Annotated in this window: 16 protein-coding genes; 8 read left to right on the top strand and 8 right to left on the bottom strand. The window is 63.7% G+C overall.

The features are described 5' to 3' along the window. Window positions 1-60: 60 nt before the first annotated feature. Entirely contained in the window at window positions 61-2,802 is a 2,742-nt protein-coding gene (gene acnA / locus B2D37_RS09460) for an aconitate hydratase AcnA (protein ID WP_079202450.1), read from the bottom strand. Between the two features lie 446 nt (window positions 2,803-3,248). On the opposite strand from acnA, the gene rlmM reads away from it, so the two are divergent. Further along, on the top strand, window positions 3,249-4,304 hold the full coding sequence (gene rlmM / locus B2D37_RS09455) for a 23S rRNA (cytidine(2498)-2'-O)-methyltransferase RlmM (RefSeq protein ID WP_079202449.1): 1,056 nt from the start codon (window positions 3,249-3,251) through the stop codon (window positions 4,302-4,304). 77 nt (window positions 4,305-4,381) lie between these two features. On the opposite strand, the gene B2D37_RS09450 is transcribed toward rlmM, so the two are convergent. After that, complete coding sequence (locus B2D37_RS09450; RefSeq protein ID WP_079202448.1) at window positions 4,382-4,582, bottom strand: hypothetical protein; 201 nt, start codon at window positions 4,580-4,582, stop codon at window positions 4,382-4,384. A 131-nt stretch (window positions 4,583-4,713) separates the two neighbouring features. Here B2D37_RS09450 and tusA point away from each other — a divergent pair, with 131 nt between their 5' ends. Both tusA and B2D37_RS09440 read left to right on the top strand, forming a co-directional pair. After that, window positions 4,714-4,965 carry a sulfurtransferase TusA gene (tusA, locus tag B2D37_RS09445; RefSeq protein WP_079202447.1) on the top strand — a complete coding sequence of 84 codons (252 nt, stop codon included), beginning with the start codon at window positions 4,714-4,716 and terminating at the stop codon, window positions 4,963-4,965. Window positions 4,966-4,967: 2 nt separating this feature from the next. Next, on the top strand, window positions 4,968-5,423 hold the full coding sequence (locus tag B2D37_RS09440) for a gamma-glutamylcyclotransferase family protein (RefSeq protein WP_079202446.1): 456 nt from the start codon (window positions 4,968-4,970) through the stop codon (window positions 5,421-5,423). Here the strand turns inward: B2D37_RS09440 and B2D37_RS09435 are convergent. Continuing rightward, window positions 5,381-6,463 carry a DUF3080 family protein gene (locus B2D37_RS09435; protein WP_079202445.1) on the bottom strand — a complete coding sequence of 361 codons (1,083 nt, stop codon included), beginning with the start codon at window positions 6,461-6,463 and terminating at the stop codon, window positions 5,381-5,383. The two genes, B2D37_RS09440 and B2D37_RS09435, sit on opposite strands and share 43 nt — an antisense overlap. After that, window positions 6,460-7,842: an MATE family efflux transporter gene (locus tag B2D37_RS09430; RefSeq protein ID WP_079204949.1), complete on the bottom strand. Its 1,383-nt coding sequence runs from the start codon at window positions 7,840-7,842 to the stop codon at window positions 6,460-6,462. The genes B2D37_RS09435 and B2D37_RS09430 overlap by 4 nt, the downstream gene beginning before the upstream one ends. 145 nt (window positions 7,843-7,987) lie before the next feature. Here B2D37_RS09430 and pdxB point away from each other — a divergent pair, with 145 nt between their 5' ends. After that, window positions 7,988-9,130, top strand: a complete 1,143-nt coding sequence (pdxB, locus tag B2D37_RS09425; protein WP_079202444.1) for a 4-phosphoerythronate dehydrogenase PdxB — start codon at window positions 7,988-7,990, stop codon at window positions 9,128-9,130. Window positions 9,131-9,547: 417 nt separating this feature from the next. Here pdxB and B2D37_RS09420 read toward each other — a convergent pair whose 3' ends face one another. Further along, window positions 9,548-9,727 carry a PA1571 family protein gene (locus tag B2D37_RS09420; protein ID WP_079202443.1) on the bottom strand — a complete coding sequence of 60 codons (180 nt, stop codon included), beginning with the start codon at window positions 9,725-9,727 and terminating at the stop codon, window positions 9,548-9,550. Between the two features lie 183 nt (window positions 9,728-9,910). On the opposite strand from B2D37_RS09420, the gene B2D37_RS09415 reads away from it, so the two are divergent. The 3 genes from B2D37_RS09415 (at window position 9,911) to B2D37_RS09405 (ending at window position 13,535) form a co-directional block, all read left to right on the top strand. Next, window positions 9,911-11,026 carry an ATP-NAD kinase family protein gene (locus tag B2D37_RS09415; protein ID WP_079202442.1) on the top strand — a complete coding sequence of 372 codons (1,116 nt, stop codon included), beginning with the start codon at window positions 9,911-9,913 and terminating at the stop codon, window positions 11,024-11,026. Between the two features lie 158 nt (window positions 11,027-11,184). Next, window positions 11,185-11,619 (top strand): thiol-disulfide oxidoreductase DCC family protein, encoded by a 435-nt coding sequence (locus B2D37_RS09410; RefSeq protein ID WP_079202441.1) that lies wholly within the window; start codon window positions 11,185-11,187, stop codon window positions 11,617-11,619. Window positions 11,620-11,753: 134 nt separating this feature from the next. Beyond that, complete coding sequence (locus tag B2D37_RS09405; RefSeq protein ID WP_079202440.1) at window positions 11,754-13,535, top strand: ABC transporter transmembrane domain-containing protein; 1,782 nt, start codon at window positions 11,754-11,756, stop codon at window positions 13,533-13,535. On the opposite strand, the gene rhtA is transcribed toward B2D37_RS09405, so the two are convergent. From rhtA to B2D37_RS09390, 3 genes are all read right to left on the bottom strand, one after another. Next, a complete protein-coding gene (rhtA, locus tag B2D37_RS09400; RefSeq protein ID WP_079202439.1) occupies window positions 13,532-14,404 on the bottom strand; it encodes a threonine/homoserine exporter RhtA in 873 nt (290 codons plus the stop codon). The genes B2D37_RS09405 and rhtA overlap by 4 nt on opposite strands. A gap of 185 nt (window positions 14,405-14,589) precedes the next feature. After that, window positions 14,590-14,871: a pyrimidine/purine nucleoside phosphorylase gene (locus B2D37_RS09395; RefSeq protein WP_079202438.1), complete on the bottom strand. Its 282-nt coding sequence runs from the start codon at window positions 14,869-14,871 to the stop codon at window positions 14,590-14,592. 80 nt (window positions 14,872-14,951) lie between these two features. Next, window positions 14,952-15,494: an exonuclease domain-containing protein gene (locus B2D37_RS09390; RefSeq protein WP_079202437.1), complete on the bottom strand. Its 543-nt coding sequence runs from the start codon at window positions 15,492-15,494 to the stop codon at window positions 14,952-14,954. A gap of 132 nt (window positions 15,495-15,626) precedes the next feature. Here B2D37_RS09390 and B2D37_RS09385 point away from each other — a divergent pair, with 132 nt between their 5' ends. Further along, complete coding sequence (locus B2D37_RS09385) at window positions 15,627-16,505, top strand: NAD(P)-dependent oxidoreductase (RefSeq protein ID WP_079202436.1); 879 nt, start codon at window positions 15,627-15,629, stop codon at window positions 16,503-16,505. The last annotated feature ends 183 nt before the right edge of the window (window positions 16,506-16,688 follow it).

Raw genomic sequence — 16,688 nt, 5'->3', positions numbered from 1 at the left:
CAGGGGGCAGGGAAAACGGATAAACAATGGGCGCCGACAGGCACCGGCGCCCATTCAGGCTCAACTGGCCAGTAATTGCCGCAGCACGTAGTGCAAAATGCCGCCGGCCTTGAAGTACTCGACCTCGTTGAGGGTGTCGATGCGGCACAGCACTTCGACGCTTTCCCGCGTGCCATCCGCGCGCGCGATTTCCACCATCAGCTTCATCCGCGGATGCAACTCGACGCCGTCCAGGCCGTAGATGCTGAGCGTTTCCTGGCCGCTCAGGTGCAGGCGCTTGCGATCCTGGCCGGGCATGAACTGCAAGGGCAGCACACCCATGCCGACCAGATTGGAACGGTGGATGCGCTCGAAGCTTTCGGCGATCACTGCCTTGATCCCGAGCAGGTTAGTGCCCTTGGCCGCCCAGTCGCGGCTTGATCCGGTGCCGTATTCCTTGCCGGCGATCACCACCAGCGGGGTGCCGGCGTCCTGATAGCGCATGGCCGCGTCGTAGATCGCCAACTTCTCGCCACTCGGTACGTGCAGGGTGTTGCCGCCTTCCTCGCCGTCGAGCATTTCGTTGCGGATACGGATATTGGCGAAGGTGCCGCGCATCATCACTTCATGGTTACCGCGGCGAGAGCCGTAGGAGTTGAAGTCGAGCGGTTCGACGCCCTGTTCGCGCAGGTAGCGCCCGGCCGGGCTGTCGGCCTGGATGTTGCCGGCCGGGGAGATGTGGTCGGTGGTCACCGAGTCGCCGAGCAGGGCGAGGATGCGCGCCTGGTGGATGTCGCCGATATGCGGCGGTGCGTCGCCGATGTCCTCGAAGAACGGCGGATGCTGGATATAGGTCGAGTCAGCCTGCCAGGCGTAGGTGGCGGCTTGCGGCACTTCGATGGCCTGCCATTGCGCGTCGCCAGCGAACACCTCGGCGTATTCCTTGTGGAACATCGCGGTGTCGACCTGCATGATCGCCTCGGCGATTTCCTGTTGGCTCGGCCAGATGTCCTTGAGGTACACCGGCTGGCCGTCCTTGCCTTGGCCCAGCGCTTCTGTGCTGATATCCACCCGCACGCTGCCGGCCAGGGCGTAGGCCACCACCAGCGGTGGTGAGGCCAACCAGTTGGTTTTCACCAGCGGATGCACACGACCCTCGAAGTTGCGGTTGCCGGACAGCACCGAGGCGACCGTCAGGTCGGATTGCTGGATGGCCTGTTCGATCGGCTCGAGCAGCGGCCCCGAATTGCCGATGCAGGTGGTGCAGCCGTAGCCAACCAGGTCGAAGCCCAGCTCATCCAGGTAGCGGGTCAGGCCGGCGGCCTTGAAGTACTCGGTCACCACCTTGGAGCCGGGCGCCAGTGAACTCTTGACCCAGGGCTTGCGCTGCAGGCCTTTCTCCACCGCCTTCTTCGCCAGCAGGCCGGCAGCCATCATCACGCTGGGGTTGGAGGTGTTGGTGCAGGAGGTGATGGCGGCGATCACTACGGCGCCGTTCTTCAGGCGGTAAGTCTGCCCCTCATGTTGGTAGTCGGTCTCGCCGACCAGTGCCGCGCTACCGACCGCGGCGCCGCCGCCACCTTCGTCGAGCAGGCGCGCGTCCGCATCGGCGGCGATTTTTACCTGCAGTCCGGTAAAGTCGTCGAAGGCTTGTTTGACCTGGGGCAGGGCGACCCTATCCTGTGGCCGTTTCGGCCCGGCCAGGCAGGCCTCGACGCTGCCCATGTCCAGCTCCAGACTGTCGCTGAACAGCGGTTCCTGACCCTGTTCGCGCCACAGACCCTGAGCCTTGCAGTAGGCTTCGACCAGCTTGACGGTTTGCTCCGGGCGGCCGGACAGGCGCAGGTAACCCAGGGTGATCGCATCGACCGGGAAGAAGCCGCAGGTGGCGCCGTATTCCGGCGCCATATTGGCGATGGTAGCGCGATCCGCCAGCGGCAGATCGGCCAGGCCGTCGCCGTAGAACTCGACGAACTTGCCGACCACGCCCTTGCTGCGCAGCATCTGGGTGACGGTCAGCACCAGGTCGGTGGCGGTGATGCCTTCCTTGAGTTTGCCGCTCAGTTTGAAGCCGATCACCTCGGGGATCAGCATCGACACCGGCTGGCCGAGCATCGCCGCCTCCGCCTCGATGCCGCCGACGCCCCAGCCGAGGATGCCGAGGCCGTTGATCATGGTGGTGTGCGAGTCGGTGCCGACCAGGGTGTCGGGGAAGGCGAAGGTCTGGCCGTCTTCCTCCTTGGTCCAGACGGTGCGGCCGAGGTATTCCAGGTTGACCTGGTGACAGATGCCGGTGCCAGGCGGCACCACGCTGAAGTTGGCGAAGGCATGCTGGCCCCAGCGCAGGAAGGCGTAGCGTTCGCCGTTACGCTGCATCTCCATGGCGACGTTCTGGCCGAAGGCGGCGTGGCTGGCGAACTTGTCGACCATTACCGAGTGGTCGATCACCAGGTCCACCGGCGACAGCGGATTGATCTTCTGCGGGTCGCCACCGGCCTTGGCCATGGCATCGCGCATGGCGGCCAGGTCGACCACCGCCGGCACGCCGGTGAAGTCCTGCATCAGCACGCGCGCCGGTCGGTACTGGATCTCGCGTTCGGAGCTGCGGATTTTCAACCAATCGGCCATGGCCTGCAGATCGCTGCCGGTGACGGTCTTGCCGTCCTCCCAGCGCAACAGGTTTTCCAGCAGGACTTTCAACGACATCGGCAACCTGTCGATATTGCCGAGGGTCTTGGCTGCGTCAGGCAGGCTGAAATACTGGTAGGTCTGGTCGCCGACGTCGAGGCTGCGGCGGCTGTTCAGGCTATCTAAGGAAGGCATTGCGCGTCTCCTGTGGCTTGCACGGTGCAAACCGGATTGTGTGCTGCAGAGTCTTCAAGCTAGCTCTGCTTGGCGAGGCTTGCCATGTCATAGGTCTTATGGCCGTGTGGCATTTGCTCATTCAGCCATTGCCCCCATCGCCAGATACAGCCAGAACCTGTAGGCGGCCCGACCCAGGGCGATGTTTGTGTGTTCAGCGCTCCGGCGACCCGCATCGCCGCGGGTCGCGCCGCCTACAAGGATGTGGGGTGTGGCGTAAGTCCGTAGGTGAGCCCATGGATGCAGCTGTAGGCATATGCCGGGTGCCTTGGTCGTGAGGCTTTGGTGTTCGGCGAGCATGGCGCAAAAGCGGCAACCGGCGAAATCAAGCGCTCGCTTAACTGGACAGGTCAGGTGCGCCCCGGGTTCCCGACTCCGTTATGATGCGCGCCTTGAGGAGATCACCGATGAATACTTTGTTACTGCATTGCCGCCCCGGGTTCGAGAACGAGGTGTGTGCGGAGATCGCCGAGCATGCCGCGCGCCTGGGTGTGGCCGGTTACGCCAAGGCCAAACCGAGCACGGCCTGCGCCGAATTTATCTGTACCGAGGCGGACGGCGCCGAGCGCCTGATGCGCGGCGTGCGTTTCAGTCAGCTGATTTTCCCGCGGCAATGGGCGCGTGGTGTGTTCATCAACCTGCCGGAGCTGGATCGCATCAGCGTGTTGTTGGCCCATCTGGCAGACTTGCCGACCTTCGGCAGCCTGTGGCTGGAAGTGCTCGACACCAACGATGGCAAGGAGCTGTCGAACTTCTGCAAGAAGTTCGAGGCGCCGCTACGCAATGCCCTGAGCAAGGCCGGCAAACTGGTGGAAGACCCGCACAAACCGCGTTTGCTGCTGACCTTCAAGAGCGGTCGCGAGGTGTTCGTCGGCCTGGCCGAGCGCAATAACTCGGCCATCTGGCCCATGGGTATTCCGCGCCTGAAGTTCCCCCGCGAGGCGCCGAGTCGCTCGACCCTCAAGCTGGAAGAGGCCTGGCACACCTTTATCCCGCGCGAAGAGTGGGACGAGCGCCTGTCGGGCGACATGACCGGCGTCGACCTCGGCGCCGCACCCGGCGGCTGGACCTACCAGTTGGTCAAGCGCGGCATGCTGGTGACGGCCATCGACAACGGCCCGATGGCCGAAAGCCTGATGGAGACCGGCCTGGTGCAGCACCTGATGGTCGATGGCTTCCTCTACAAACCGCGCCAGCCGGTGGATTGGATGGTCTGCGACATCGTCGAGAAGCCGGCGCGCAGCGCCGCCTTGCTGGAAACCTGGATCGGCGAAGGCCTGTGCCGTGAGGCGGTGGTCAACCTCAAATTGCCGATGAAGCAGCGCTACGCCGAAGTGCGTCGCCTGCTGCAGCGCCTGGAAGACGGCTTCGCCGAGCGCAAGATCAAGGTGTCGATTGCCTGCAAGCAGCTCTATCACGACCGCGAGGAAGTGACCTGCCACCTGCGCCGGTTGAGCAAGTAATCAGGGCCGCGGTCAATACCTCTGCTGGGCCACGCCATTCTGGAACGTCGTAACCCGGATGAAAGCCGGGGGCGGCCTCAACGATCTTCCCGGATTTCATCCGGGCTACGGGGCTGCTGTTGCCTGACCCAATAGCTCTGCTTGTGCCCGCGCGCCTCGAATTGCCGCACCAGGGCTTCGGCGGCGGCGCGGGTCAGGTCGGCGCGCACGATGAATTCGTTGCCATTGTCGTCCAGGCGCACCAGGCACCAGTTCCGGGGTTGGTTGGATGCGGACATTTGCGCCACCTCCGCCGCGCGTGGGTCTACCTGTAACAGGCTAGTTCGGGTTCGCCTGGGCGCATGAGCGGGGCGGGTGGTCTGAGGGGCCGCTTTGCGCGACAATAGCCACCTGTTTTTGGAGCCAGCCGATGTCCCTGCAATCCGACGCCATTCTCGATGACACCCTCGACGCCACTGGGCTGAACTGCCCCGAGCCGGTGATGATGCTGCACAACAAGGTGCGCGATCTGCCGGCTGGTGGCCTGCTCAAGGTGATCGCTACCGATCCCTCGACCCGGCGCGATATTCCCAAGTTCTGCGTGTTTCTCGGCCATGAACTGCTCGAGCAGAGCGAAGAGGCGGGTACCTATCTGTATTTGATCCGTAAAAAGGCCGACTGACGATGGGCTGGTACTTCGCCTACGGCTCGAACATGAATCCGGCGCGCATGCAGGCCCGTGGCTTGCGGGTGAGCGAGGTCTTGCCGGGACGCTTGATCGGCTATGCCTTGTGTTTCAACAAGCGCGCGATGGATCGTGCTCCGGGTCGTGCCTACGCCAATATCCGCTATCAGCGCGATGGCGTGGTGGAGGGCGTGCTCTACCGACTGGCCGAACTGGATGAGATCGCCAAGCTCGACCCGTTCGAGGGCACACCGATTTATTACAGTCGCGAGCGCCTAGCGATTGTCACTGCCCAGGGCGTGCAGCCTGCCTGGGTGTATATCGCCAATCCGGCCTTTCGTCAGGATGGCCTGTTGCCCAGCGCCGATTACCTGGCGCATCTGCTGCAGGGCCGTGAGTTCCTCTCCGAAGCCTACTGGTCGGCGTTGGCGGCCTCGCCATTCCACCCGGACTGACCGGGTGCCAGACCACAGCTTTTCAGACTGTCCTGCCAGGCGTGTATATGCCGGGTGGTGGCGGCTTGAAAATCAACCCACAGGGATTGTTCGGGACCGGCCAGGTTCAGCAGGTAGTTGCGCGTGGCCGCCGGCACCTCGGCTGCTGCGCTGAGCTGGCGCAGGCTGCTGTTCCAGGTTTGACCGCGCTGGTGCACCTGGGCCAGATAGGGCTGCAAACCGCCGGCGTAATACTTGACGAAGATGTTCTGCAGAATGCGCCCGCGCGCTGTCGCTTGCCCCTGCGGGCAGATGGGCCGTTGTTGCTGGCGTTCTTCGAGCAGGCGACTGCCCTGATTGAGGGTGTGGGTCAGGCTGGCCAGGCTGCTGATCAACTGGCCGCCCTGGGGGCTGGCATGCAGGGCGAAGAACAGCGGGTCGAGCGCGGCTGTTGGCGGTGGCAGGGTTTGCGGCAGGGCATTGGCCATGGCGGCCAGTTGGGCCAGGGCAGCGAGGGCGGCATTGTCCTCGCTGGGGGCGGTCGGCAGCGCCTGATCGGCAAAGCGCAGGTAGCGTTCGACTTCCTGGCTGGCGTTCAGCGCATTCCAGAACACGCTGGGCAGCTGGGCGCGTTTCTCCCGGGCCAGACTGTTGAGTGTGCCGCGCAGCTCCGCGTCTTGCTCGTCGGCAAGCCGCGCCAGGCAAGTATCGATGGCGCGCAGTAGATCGCCTTCATAGCCCAGGCGGCTACTGGGTACCAACTGCTTGCCGAGGATGCTGTTACGCAAGCTGATCTGCTGCTGCAGGGCGGGGCAGCGGCGCACGTCGATCAGCAGATCGAGCAGGCCGATGCGTACTTCGGGGATATCCACCACACGCTCACGGCGCGGCGGCAAGCGATAGCGGGTCAACTGGGCCTTGTCGAAGACCACGACGGCATCGCCCTCGACGGCATTGTTCAGACGATTCAGGTAATCCGCCTGCAGGGCCAGGCCATCATCGGCCGGTTGGCAGGCCGACAGGATGAGGAGGGTAAGCAGGGCAAGGGTTCTGGTGATCATCGCGCCATCTTAGCGGCTCGGATGCGTTTGCGCGCGCTGCCGGTGAGACGAATCGCCAGCATGATAGCGGCGCAGGTCAGGCCGACGATCAAACCTTGCCACAGCCCGCGCGGGCCGCTGGGCTCGCCGAACAGGCTGGACAGGCCGAGGGCGTAACCCACCGGCAAGCCAATGCCCCAGTAGGCGAACAGGGTCAGCAACATGGTGATGCGGGTGTCCTGGTAGCCGCGCAGGGCGCCAGCCGCGGTGACCTGGATCGCATCGGAGAACTGGAACAGCGCGGCATACACGATCAAGCCGGATGCCAGGGCGATCACCGTCGGGTCGGCGGTGTAGATCTGTGCGATCTGCTCGCGCAGCAGCAACATCAAACTGGCGGACAGGCAGGCATAGCCCAGCGCCGTGGCCATGCTCACGCCCGCGGCGAAACGCGCCTGACGCGGATCGCCGCGCCCGAGCATCTGGCCGACGCGCACGGTGGCGGCCATGCCCAGGGAGTAGGGGATCATGAACACCATGGAGGTGAAGTTGAGGGCGATCTGGTGGCCGGCGATTACGCTGGCGCCGAGGCCTCCGATCAGCAGGGCGATCACCGAGAAGATGCTCACTTCGGCGAACACCGCAATGCCGATCGGCACGCCGATTTCCAGCAGACGCCGAATCACCGCCCACTGTGGCCACTCGAAACGGTTGAACAGCTGGCTAGGTTTATAGAAGGGCGCCCACTTCACCCACCAGAGCATGCCCAGCAGCATGAAGATCATCACCAGCGCGGTGGCCCAGCCGCAGCCGACCCCGCCCATGGCTGGCAAGCCGAACTTGCCGTAGATAAAGATGTAGTTGGCCGGAATATTCAGCAGCAAACCGAGTACCCCCAGCACCATGCTTGGGCGGGTATGGCTCAGGCCGTCGCTGAAGCAGCGCAGCACGTGGTACAGCGCCACTGCCGGGAAACCGCAGGCCACCGCGCGCAGATAACCCATGGAGGGTTCGATCAGGCTGGGCTCGATATTCATCAGCTGCAGGACGATTTCGGCGTTCCACAGCAGGATCGCGGCAGCGCCGCCAACCGCCAGCGCCAGCCACAAGGCCTGGCGCACCAATGGGCCGATCTCGGCCTGCTGGCCGGCGCCGAAACGCTGCGCCACCTTGGATGTGGTCGCCAGCAGAATGCCGGTCATCAGCAGGAATACCGGCACCCAGATCGAGTTGCCGAGCGCCACCGCGGCCAGGTCTTGGGGGCTGACCCGGCCGGCCATCAGCGTGTCGACGAAGCCCATGGCGGTATGCGCCAACTGGGCAACGATGATCGGCGTGGCCAGCACCAGCAGGGTGCGTAGCTCGGTGCGCACGCGCTGCAGGCGCGATACGGCAGGCATAGAGGTCATCCGCTGGCTCTCCGGGAAAACCGCGTAGTCTACGCGCTGACGCTTCGGTCAGGAAAGCGGGTTATGGCCTGTTTCAGCGCGCTGCCGACAAGGGCGCCGACGGGTTAGAATGACGGCCTGACGTATGGAGCCGATCATGCAAATAGTCGCGGATGAGAACATTCCCCTGCTTGATGAGTTTTTTGCCGGATTCGGCGAGGTTCGCCGCTTGCCCGGTCGCGGTATCGAGGCGGCGGCCGTGGCCGATGCCGAACTGCTGCTGGTGCGTTCGGTCACTCGGGTCGACCGTGCGTTGCTCGCAGGCAGCGCGGTGCGCTTTGTCGGCACCTGCACCATCGGCACCGACCATCTCGATCTCGATTACTTCGCCCAGGCCGGCATCGGCTGGGCCAGTGCGCCGGGCTGCAATGCGCGCGGCGTGGTCGATTATGTGCTCGGCAGCTTGCTGCTGTTGGCTGAGCAGCAGGGCGTCGAGCTGGCGACACGCACCTACGGGGTGGTCGGTGCCGGCGAGGTGGGCGGGCGTCTGGTCGAGGTGTTACGCGGCCTGGGCTGGCGTGTGCTGGTCTGCGACCCACCGCGCCAGTTCGCCGAAGGCGGTGATTTCGTCAGTCTGGAACAGGTGCTCGCCGAGTGCGATGTGCTCAGCCTGCACACCCCGCTCGAGCGCGGCGGCGCGCAACCGACCCATCATCTGTTCGATGCGCGGCGCCTGGCCCAGCTCAAGCCGGGCGCCTGGCTGATCAATGCCAGCCGCGGCGCGGTGGTGGATAACCCGGCGCTGCGCGAGTTGCTCCAGCGGCGCGATGATCTGCAGGTGGTGCTGGATGTCTGGGAAGGCGAGCCGCAGGTGGATGTCGAGTTGGCCGGCCGGTGCCGCATCGCCACCCCGCATATCGCCGGCTACAGCCTGGACGGTAAGCTGCGCGGCACGGCGCAGATCTATGCGGCGGTTTGCGCGCATTTCGGCTGGCCGCCGACGGTCAACCTCGACGAGTTGATGCCGGCGCCCTGGCTATCTGAGTTGAGCCTGGAGGCCGGCGCCGATCCGGCCTGGGCGTTGGCGACTGTGTGTCGCGCGGTCTATGACCCGCGGCGCGACGATGCGGACTTTCGCCGCAGCCTGCAGGGTGAAACGGCCAGCCAGCGTGCGGCCTTCGATGCGTTGCGCAAACATTACCCGATGCGCCGCGAGATCGATGGGCTGAGCGTGAGGCTGCAAGGCGATGCGCCGCAACTGGTACAGATGATCAAGGCGCTGGGGGCGACGTTGCGTTGATTGAGCTGTTATCCAGCGACAAGCATCAGGCAATCGTCAATCAGCAGCGTTCTTGTAGGAGATCCCCCGTCGTCCAGACGCCGCGCTGTCGCGCAGCAAACTGGAGGCAATGGTGTCTGTCGGCTTGTGGGTACCTGTAGGAGCGGGGGGACGCCCAGTTCCATGCCCGCGAAACCCATCGCGGGCATGGCCCGCTCCTACAGGGCTTTGTGTATATTTAATTTATATATATAAAACAATGAGTTATTTTTTGTTTGATGAGAGCGGCTTCAGTCGCGAAGGGTTGCGGCAGCCAAGCAGGCCGGCCGGGTAGGGTGGACCGGGCGGCGTTGCGCTTCAGCCCACCAGCTAATCGCACTATTGGGCCACGGCCCAAGAAAAACCCAGGCATTGCCTGGGTCGGGTATCACTGGTCGATCAGCCTTTGTCGGTATTGGGCTTGGTCAGGTCTTTTTCCAGCTCCTCGCACGCGCGCTGGATCATGTTTTCGGTGATCGGGACTTCCTGGCCTTGCTCGTCGATGATTGCGCCACCTGCCGGCTGTTGCGACTGCTCAGGGGCAACATGGGGGTCTGGCGTCTGCTGCTGTGGGCTCATGAACGGTCTCCTCATCAGGTGGTGTGTGCAGTTTAAAAGAGTCGGGTGAACGGGCTCTGACAGTAGCGAACGCCGAAGTTCCGTCAAAAATACAGTTCACCAGTGACTCTGGTTGTCACTGTGCCAAAACAACGTGTGGGTTGAAAAGACCCCTGAGACACTCTGGGACACAACGAGGTGTTTATGTCGCGGTTCCATCTGGGCTTGATCATCAATCCCCTGGCAGGTCTTGGTGGTCCGGCGGGGCTCAAGGGTAGTGATGGCGTGGCCGAGCAGGCCCTGGCCCTGGGTAGCCAGCCGCTGGCGGCAGTGCGTACGCGCACGGCGCTGGAGTGTCTGCGAGCGATGCAGGAGCGCCTGGAATTTCTGACCTTTCCCGGGCCGATGGGCGCCGATCTGCTGGCCGAAATGGGCTTCAGTTTCCGGGTGGTCGGAGAGTTGAATGAGCGGGTGAGCAGCGCGGCGGATACCCACAAGGCGGTCGAACAACTACAGGATGCCGGCGTTGCGCTGATTCTGTTTGCCGGCGGCGACGGCACGGCGCGGGATATCTGCGCCGCCGTGCGCGAGGGGCAGCCGGTGCTGGGCATTCCGGCCGGGGTGAAGATCCAGTCCGGGGTCTATGCCATCAGCCCGCGCGCCGCTGGCGAGCTGGCCGCACGGCTGATTGAGGGCGGCCTGGTGCGTCTGGCCAGCGGCGAGGTGCGCGATATCGACGAAAACGCCTTGCGCGAAGGCAGGGTGACGGCGCGCTGGTATGGCGAGCTGACAGTGCCGCAAGAGGGCGGTTATATGCAGCAGGTCAAGCAGGGCGGAGTGGAATCCGAAGAGTTGGTGCTCAGCGACCTGGCCGACTGGCTGCAGGACAGTTGGGAAGCGGATGTGCGTTACGTCTTCGGCCCTGGTTCGACCCTGCATGGGCTGGCGCAGAATCTCGGGCTGGAGACCAGCTTGCTCGGCGTCGATGTGCTCGAAAACGGCCAGGTCATCGCCCTCGATGTCACCGAGGCGCAGTTGTTCGAGTTGGTGGCCGAACATCCGGCGCGGCTGCTGGTCACCGCCATCGGCGGCCAGGGCCATATCATCGGCCGCGGCAACCAGCAGATCAGCCCGCGGGTGCTACGCGCCATAGGTCTGGATCATCTGCGCGTGGTGGCGACCAAGCGCAAGCTGGGCACGCTCGAGGGTAGGCCGCTGCTGGTCGATAGTGGCGATGTGCAGTTGGACGATGCCTTCCCCGACGTGGTGCGGGTGTGGGCCGGTTATAAGGAAGAGCTGCTCTATCCCGTGGGCCGCTGATGGCCAGGGCTGCCTTGCCGACAACTACTGCTTTGGCGCTAGTCCACGCGCCTAGCGAGGTGCCTGGCGTTCCGGCCATGCTGTTAGTGGCCATGGTGTGCCTGATTACCGTGGCTTGACGGGAGTAGTATTGGGCAGGTCAGGCGCAGGAGCTGGACATGACGGATCAAAAACTTCCTCCCTTTATCCAGCCGGGCGAACGCGTGGTGCTGTTCGACGGCGTGTGCAAGCTGTGCAACGGCTGGGTCAGGTTTCTGATTCGTCATGACCCTCAGCAGCGCATTCGCCTGGCCTCGGTGCAGTCGGTCCAGGGCCAGGCGCTGCTGACCTGGTTCGGCTTGCCCACTGTGCAGTTCGATACCATGGCCTATATCGAGGCGGGAGAATTGCTGGTGCGTTCGGACGCGGTACTGCGCATCCTTGCGCAATTGCCTGGTCTGTGGCGATTTTTAGCATTGTTGCGGGTAATCCCCCGGCCAGTGCGCGACTGGTGTTACGACCGTATTGCGCTCAATCGCTATCGGCTGTTCGGTCGTTATGACCGCTGCCTACTGCCGAACGCCGACCACGCGCGGCGTTTTCTACAGGACTGATAGGGCTGAGCCTTCAGCACGATCCGCTTGATCTGCGCCTGATTAGCCCCCATCTAGCTGGGACACGTTCTTGCGCGCGGCCTATGCGGCGCCTTCTATAATCTCAGGGCTGACCCGCCCAGCAGCGAGTAACCATGGTTTCGATCCTGTCTTCCCGCCAGCGCAATGCCCTGCGCATGGCCTGGCGTTTCGTCGCACCCTATCGCTGGCGCGTGGTCGGAGCCTTGCTGGCGCTGATGTTTACCGCCGCCATCACCCTGTCCATGGGCCAGGGTATCAAGCTGCTGGTCGATCAAGGCCTGGCGACTCAGTCGCCGCAGGCACTGCAGCAGTCGATCGGGCTGTTTTTCGTGCTGGTGCTGGCCTTGGCCATCGGCACCTATACCCGGTTCTATCTGGTGTCATGGATCGGCGAGCGCTTCGTCGCCGATATCCGCAAACGCGTATTCAACCATCTGATCGATCTGCATCCGGGCTTCTATGAGAGCAACCGCAGTTCGGAGATTCAGTCGCGCCTGACCGCCGACACCACGCTGTTGCAGTCGGTGATTGGCTCCTCGCTGTCGATGGCGCTGCGCAATGTGATCATGCTGATCGGCGGCAGCGTGCTCTTGGTGGTGACCAACCCCAAGCTCAGTGGCATCGTACTGCTGGCGCTACCGCTGGTGGTGGCGCCCATTCTTATTTTCGGCCGGCGAGTGCGCGCGCTGTCGCGCCTGAGCCAGGACCGGGTGGCCGATGTCGGCAGCTATGTTGGCGAGGTGCTCGGGCAGATCAAGACGGTGCAGGCCTACAACCACCAGAGTGAAGACAAACGGCGTTTCGGCCTGTCGGCGGAGGCGGCTTTCGATACCGCACGCCAGCGCATCAAACAGCGCGCCTGGCTGATCACCGTGGTCATCGTGCTGGTACTCGGCGCGGTGGGGGTGATGCTCTGGGTCGGCGGCATGGACGTGATCGCCGGGCGAATTTCCGGCGGTGAGCTGGCGGCTTTCGTCTTCTACAGCCTGATCGTCGGTGGCTCGTTCGGCACCCTCAGCGAGGTGATCGGCGAGTTGCAACGCGCCGCCGGTGCGGCCGAACGCATCGCCGAACTGCTGCAGGCACGCAATGAAATCACCCCGCCGACTGCCGATAGCCTGGTGCTGGCGCAGCCGGTGCAAGGGCGTATCGAGTTGCAGGGGCTGCGCTTCGCCTATCCGTCACGCCCAGGCAGTTTTGCGGTGGATGGCATCGACCTCAACGTCGCGCCGGGTGAAACCCTGGCTCTGGTCGGGCCCTCGGGCGCCGGCAAATCCACGCTGTTCGATCTGCTGCTGCGCTTCTTCGACCCGCAGCAAGGGCGCATCCTGATCGATGGCCAGTCGATCGAGCGCCTCGATCCCCATGAGCTGCGTCGCTGCTTCGCCCTGGTGTCGCAGAACCCGGCGCTGTTCTTCGGTTCGGTGGCGGACAACATTCGCTACGGCAGAACCGACGCCAGCCATGCCGAGGTCGAAGCCGCGGCCAAGGTCGCCCATGCCCATGAGTTCATCATGCAGCTGCCCGAGGGCTACCAGACTCATCTGGGCGATGCCGGCCTGGGCTTGTCCGGCGGCCAGCGCCAGCGCCTGGCCATCGCCCGCGCGCTGCTGGTGGATGCACCGATTCTGCTGCTCGATGAAGCCACCAGCGCGCTGGATGCCGAGAGCGAACACCTGATCCAACAAGCGTTGCCGCGTTTGATGCAGGGGCGCACCACCCTGGTGATCGCCCACCGCCTGGCGACGGTGAAAAGCGCCGACCGCATCGCGGTGATCGAACAGGGCAAGCTGATAGCCATTGGCAAACACGCCGAGCTGGTCACCAGCAACCCGCTGTATGCGCGCCTGGCCGAGCTGCAGTTCAGCAGTGAAGAGGCCGAGCCAGCGCTTTAGAGCGGTTTGCCTTTCGGCCTGAAGGTCGCTGCCGCGCCGGCCGAGGCGAGGATGATCGCGCCGATCGCCAGCCATTGGCTCAGGCTTAGCCGTTCGCTGAGGAACAGCAGGCCGGAGAGGGCGGCAATGGCGGGCTCCATGCTCATCAGGATGCTGAAGGTGCGCGCCGGCAAGCGGGTCAGGGCGATCATTTCCAGGCTGTAGGGCAGCGCCGATGACAGCACTGCTACACCGAGGGCAATGGGCAGCAGGTCGAGCGAGAACATGCTGCTGCCCGCTTGCCACACACCGATCGGGAAGACCAGCAAGGCGGCGACTAGGGTGCCCAGGGCGACGGTTTGCCGGCCGTGCTCGGCCCCGGCTTTCTGGCCGAAGATGATGTACAGCGCCCAGCACAGGCCTGCGCCCAATGCCAGAGCCATGCCCAGCGGGTCGAGCTGCACGTCGGCTTGTGCGCTGGGCAGCAGCAGCCAGAGGCCGAAGACCGCCAGGGCGATCCAGACGAAATCCAGCAGCCGCCGCGAAGACAGTAAAGCCAGGCCCAGTGGCCCAGTGAACTCCAGGGCTACGGCGATGCCCAGCGGGATGGTCTGCAGCGACAGATAGAACAGCAGGTTCATGCTGCCCAGAGCCAGACCGTAGGCCACCAGTGAGCGGCACGAGCGCAGGGTTAGGCGCGCCTGCCAGGGGCGCATCAGGACGCACAGGATCAAGGCGGCCAAGCCCAGACGCAAGGCGGTGGTGCCTGTGGCGCCGACCAGCGGGAACATGCCCTTGGCCAGGGAGGCGCCGCTCTGGATCGAGGTCATGGCGATCAGCAACAGCATGATCGGCAGAATCACCAGGGCGAAGTGCGATGAGCGCGGCATTCGGTTGTTCCAAAAGATCAGGAAATTGATGTGTTTGGTAGCTGCGGGCGCTATGGGTCAGCGGCCTGGCGATACAGTGTGTGAACAGCATCGTCGACAGCACGCTGGCTCCTACAGATATATATCGCCAATAAAAAAACCGGCCAGCTCAATCTGAACTGGCCGGTCTCCTTGCAACTAATACCTTAGCGGTATTCGCACAGGTAGGCGGTATCGACGGCAACCTTGAGCTGGAACTTGCTGTTGGCCGGCACAGTGAAGTTGCTGCCATTGGTGAAGGTCTCCCAGCTGTCGCTGCCTGGCAATTTGACGGTCAGGGCACCGGCGACCACATGCATGACTTCCAGTTTGTCGGTGCCGAACTCGTATTCGCCAGGGGCCATCACGCCAATGCTGGCGGGGCCTTCAGCCATACCGAAGGCGATGGATTTGACCGTGCCGGCGAAATATTCATTGACCTTGAACATGTGCAATTCCTCGCAATGGGCTGAAAAAGGCCGGCAAGTATGCCCAAGCTGCGGCGGTGCGTCATCTGCTTTGCGGGGCCTTATAGCGGCAGCACCAAGGGCAGCAGCCGGGCGGTGTTGCGTGCATCGGTCAGTGCCCGGTGTTGCTCGCCGCTGAATTGCAGGCCTGCCAGTTGCAGGGCGCTGGTGAGACCGAGCGAACGGGGTAATTGGCGGGCTTCGGCAAAGCGCCGCTTGAGGTTGAGGTGGGGAATCTGGCTCAGGCAGCTGAGCAACTGGTATTGCTGCCAGTCTTGCTCGAATTGGCGGCGGTCGTACTCGCCCCAACTGGCCCAACCGACCAGGTGCGGCTGATGACTCAGCAACCAGTGCTCGAACTGCGGCCAGACGCTGGTCAGCGGCGCCGCGGCATCGACATCGGCCTGGCTGATATGGGTGAGTTCGCGGCAGAAGCTGGTCAAGTGAGGCCGCCGTGCTGGACGTACGAAACGCTGGAAGTGATCCAGCTCATGACCGGCGGCGTTGACCAGGCTGGCCCCGATCTCGATGATTTCCATTTCTTCCAGCGGCCAGCCCCCATCTTCGGTGGTGGCTTCCAGGTCGATTACCAACCAATGTCCCATATGTCCTCCGGTGTTTGCTGGCCAGCTTCATTAGTCGACTAGCCGTACAGGTCACTTGATAGTGAGGCTGAAGCTTTTTCTGACTGGTTAAGCCGCATGTTAGGCTGAGTATCCCTGAATTCGGAGGTGTGTATGGCGAAGGTAGCCTTTATCGGGCTGGGCGTAATGGGTTATCCGATGGCGGGACACCTGGCACGCAGCGGACATCAAGTGTGTGTGTATAACCGTACGCCGGCCAAGGCTGCGCAGTGGTTGGCCGAGTTTGCCGGCAACAGTGCGCCTACCCCACGTGAAGCGGCCCAGGGTGCCGAGCTGGTGATGGTCTGCGTGGGTAATGACAATGACCTGCGCGGCGTGGTGTTGGGCGAGGACGGCGCGTTTGCCGGGATGACGCCGGGTGCTGTGTTGGTCGATCACACCACTGCCTCGGCCGATGTCGCCCGTGAATTGGCGGTCATGGCCGGCGAGCTGCAACTGGGCTTCCTCGATGCGCCGGTGTCTGGCGGTCAGGCCGGTGCGCAGAATGCTGCGCTGACGGTGATGGTTGGCGGCGAAGTGGATGTCTATGCGCGTGCCGAGCCGGTGATTCAGGCCTATGCGCGCATGGTGCGCTTGATGGGCGCGGCCGGCAGCGGGCAACTGACCAAGATGGTCAACCAGATCTGCATCGCCGGCCTGGTTCAGGGCTTGTCCGAAGCACTGCATTTCGCTCAGTGTGCAGGCCTCGACGCACAGGGGGCGATGGAGGTCATCAGCAAGGGCGCCGCGCAATCCTGGCAATTGGAAAACCGCCACCAGGCCATGTTGGCCGGCGAATTCGAATTCGGTTTTGCCGTCGACTGGATGCGCAAGGATCTGTCGATCCTGCTCGATGAAGCGCGTAGCAATGGCGCGCAGCTGCCGGTTACGGCGCTGGTCGACCAGTTCTATGCCGATGTCCAGGCCATGGGCGGCGCACGCTGGGATACGTCCAGCCTGATTGCCCGCCTGAAAGTGCCGAACAAGCCCTGAAGCTCTCGCCTGCTGCGCGGCGCCTCCAGGCACTTGCTTGACGCCTGGAGGCAGCCTCGCGACGGCGCTCGAGGTTTTTACCCGCGCGGGGAGCACTGGCGCTGAACTCGCTCGACTGCAGTTGCCGTGCGTAAATAACGGTTTTAATTGGTCGAAACTCGCTTGCCGAATAAGCGGCTGCGG

The organism is Pseudomonas sp. CC6-YY-74, from assembly GCF_002025205.1.
Lineage (GTDB): Bacteria > Pseudomonadota > Gammaproteobacteria > Pseudomonadales > Pseudomonadaceae > Aquipseudomonas > Aquipseudomonas paeninsulae.
The sequence above is the reverse complement of the archived record's forward strand: the minus strand, read 5'-3'. Positions and strand labels throughout refer to the sequence as shown.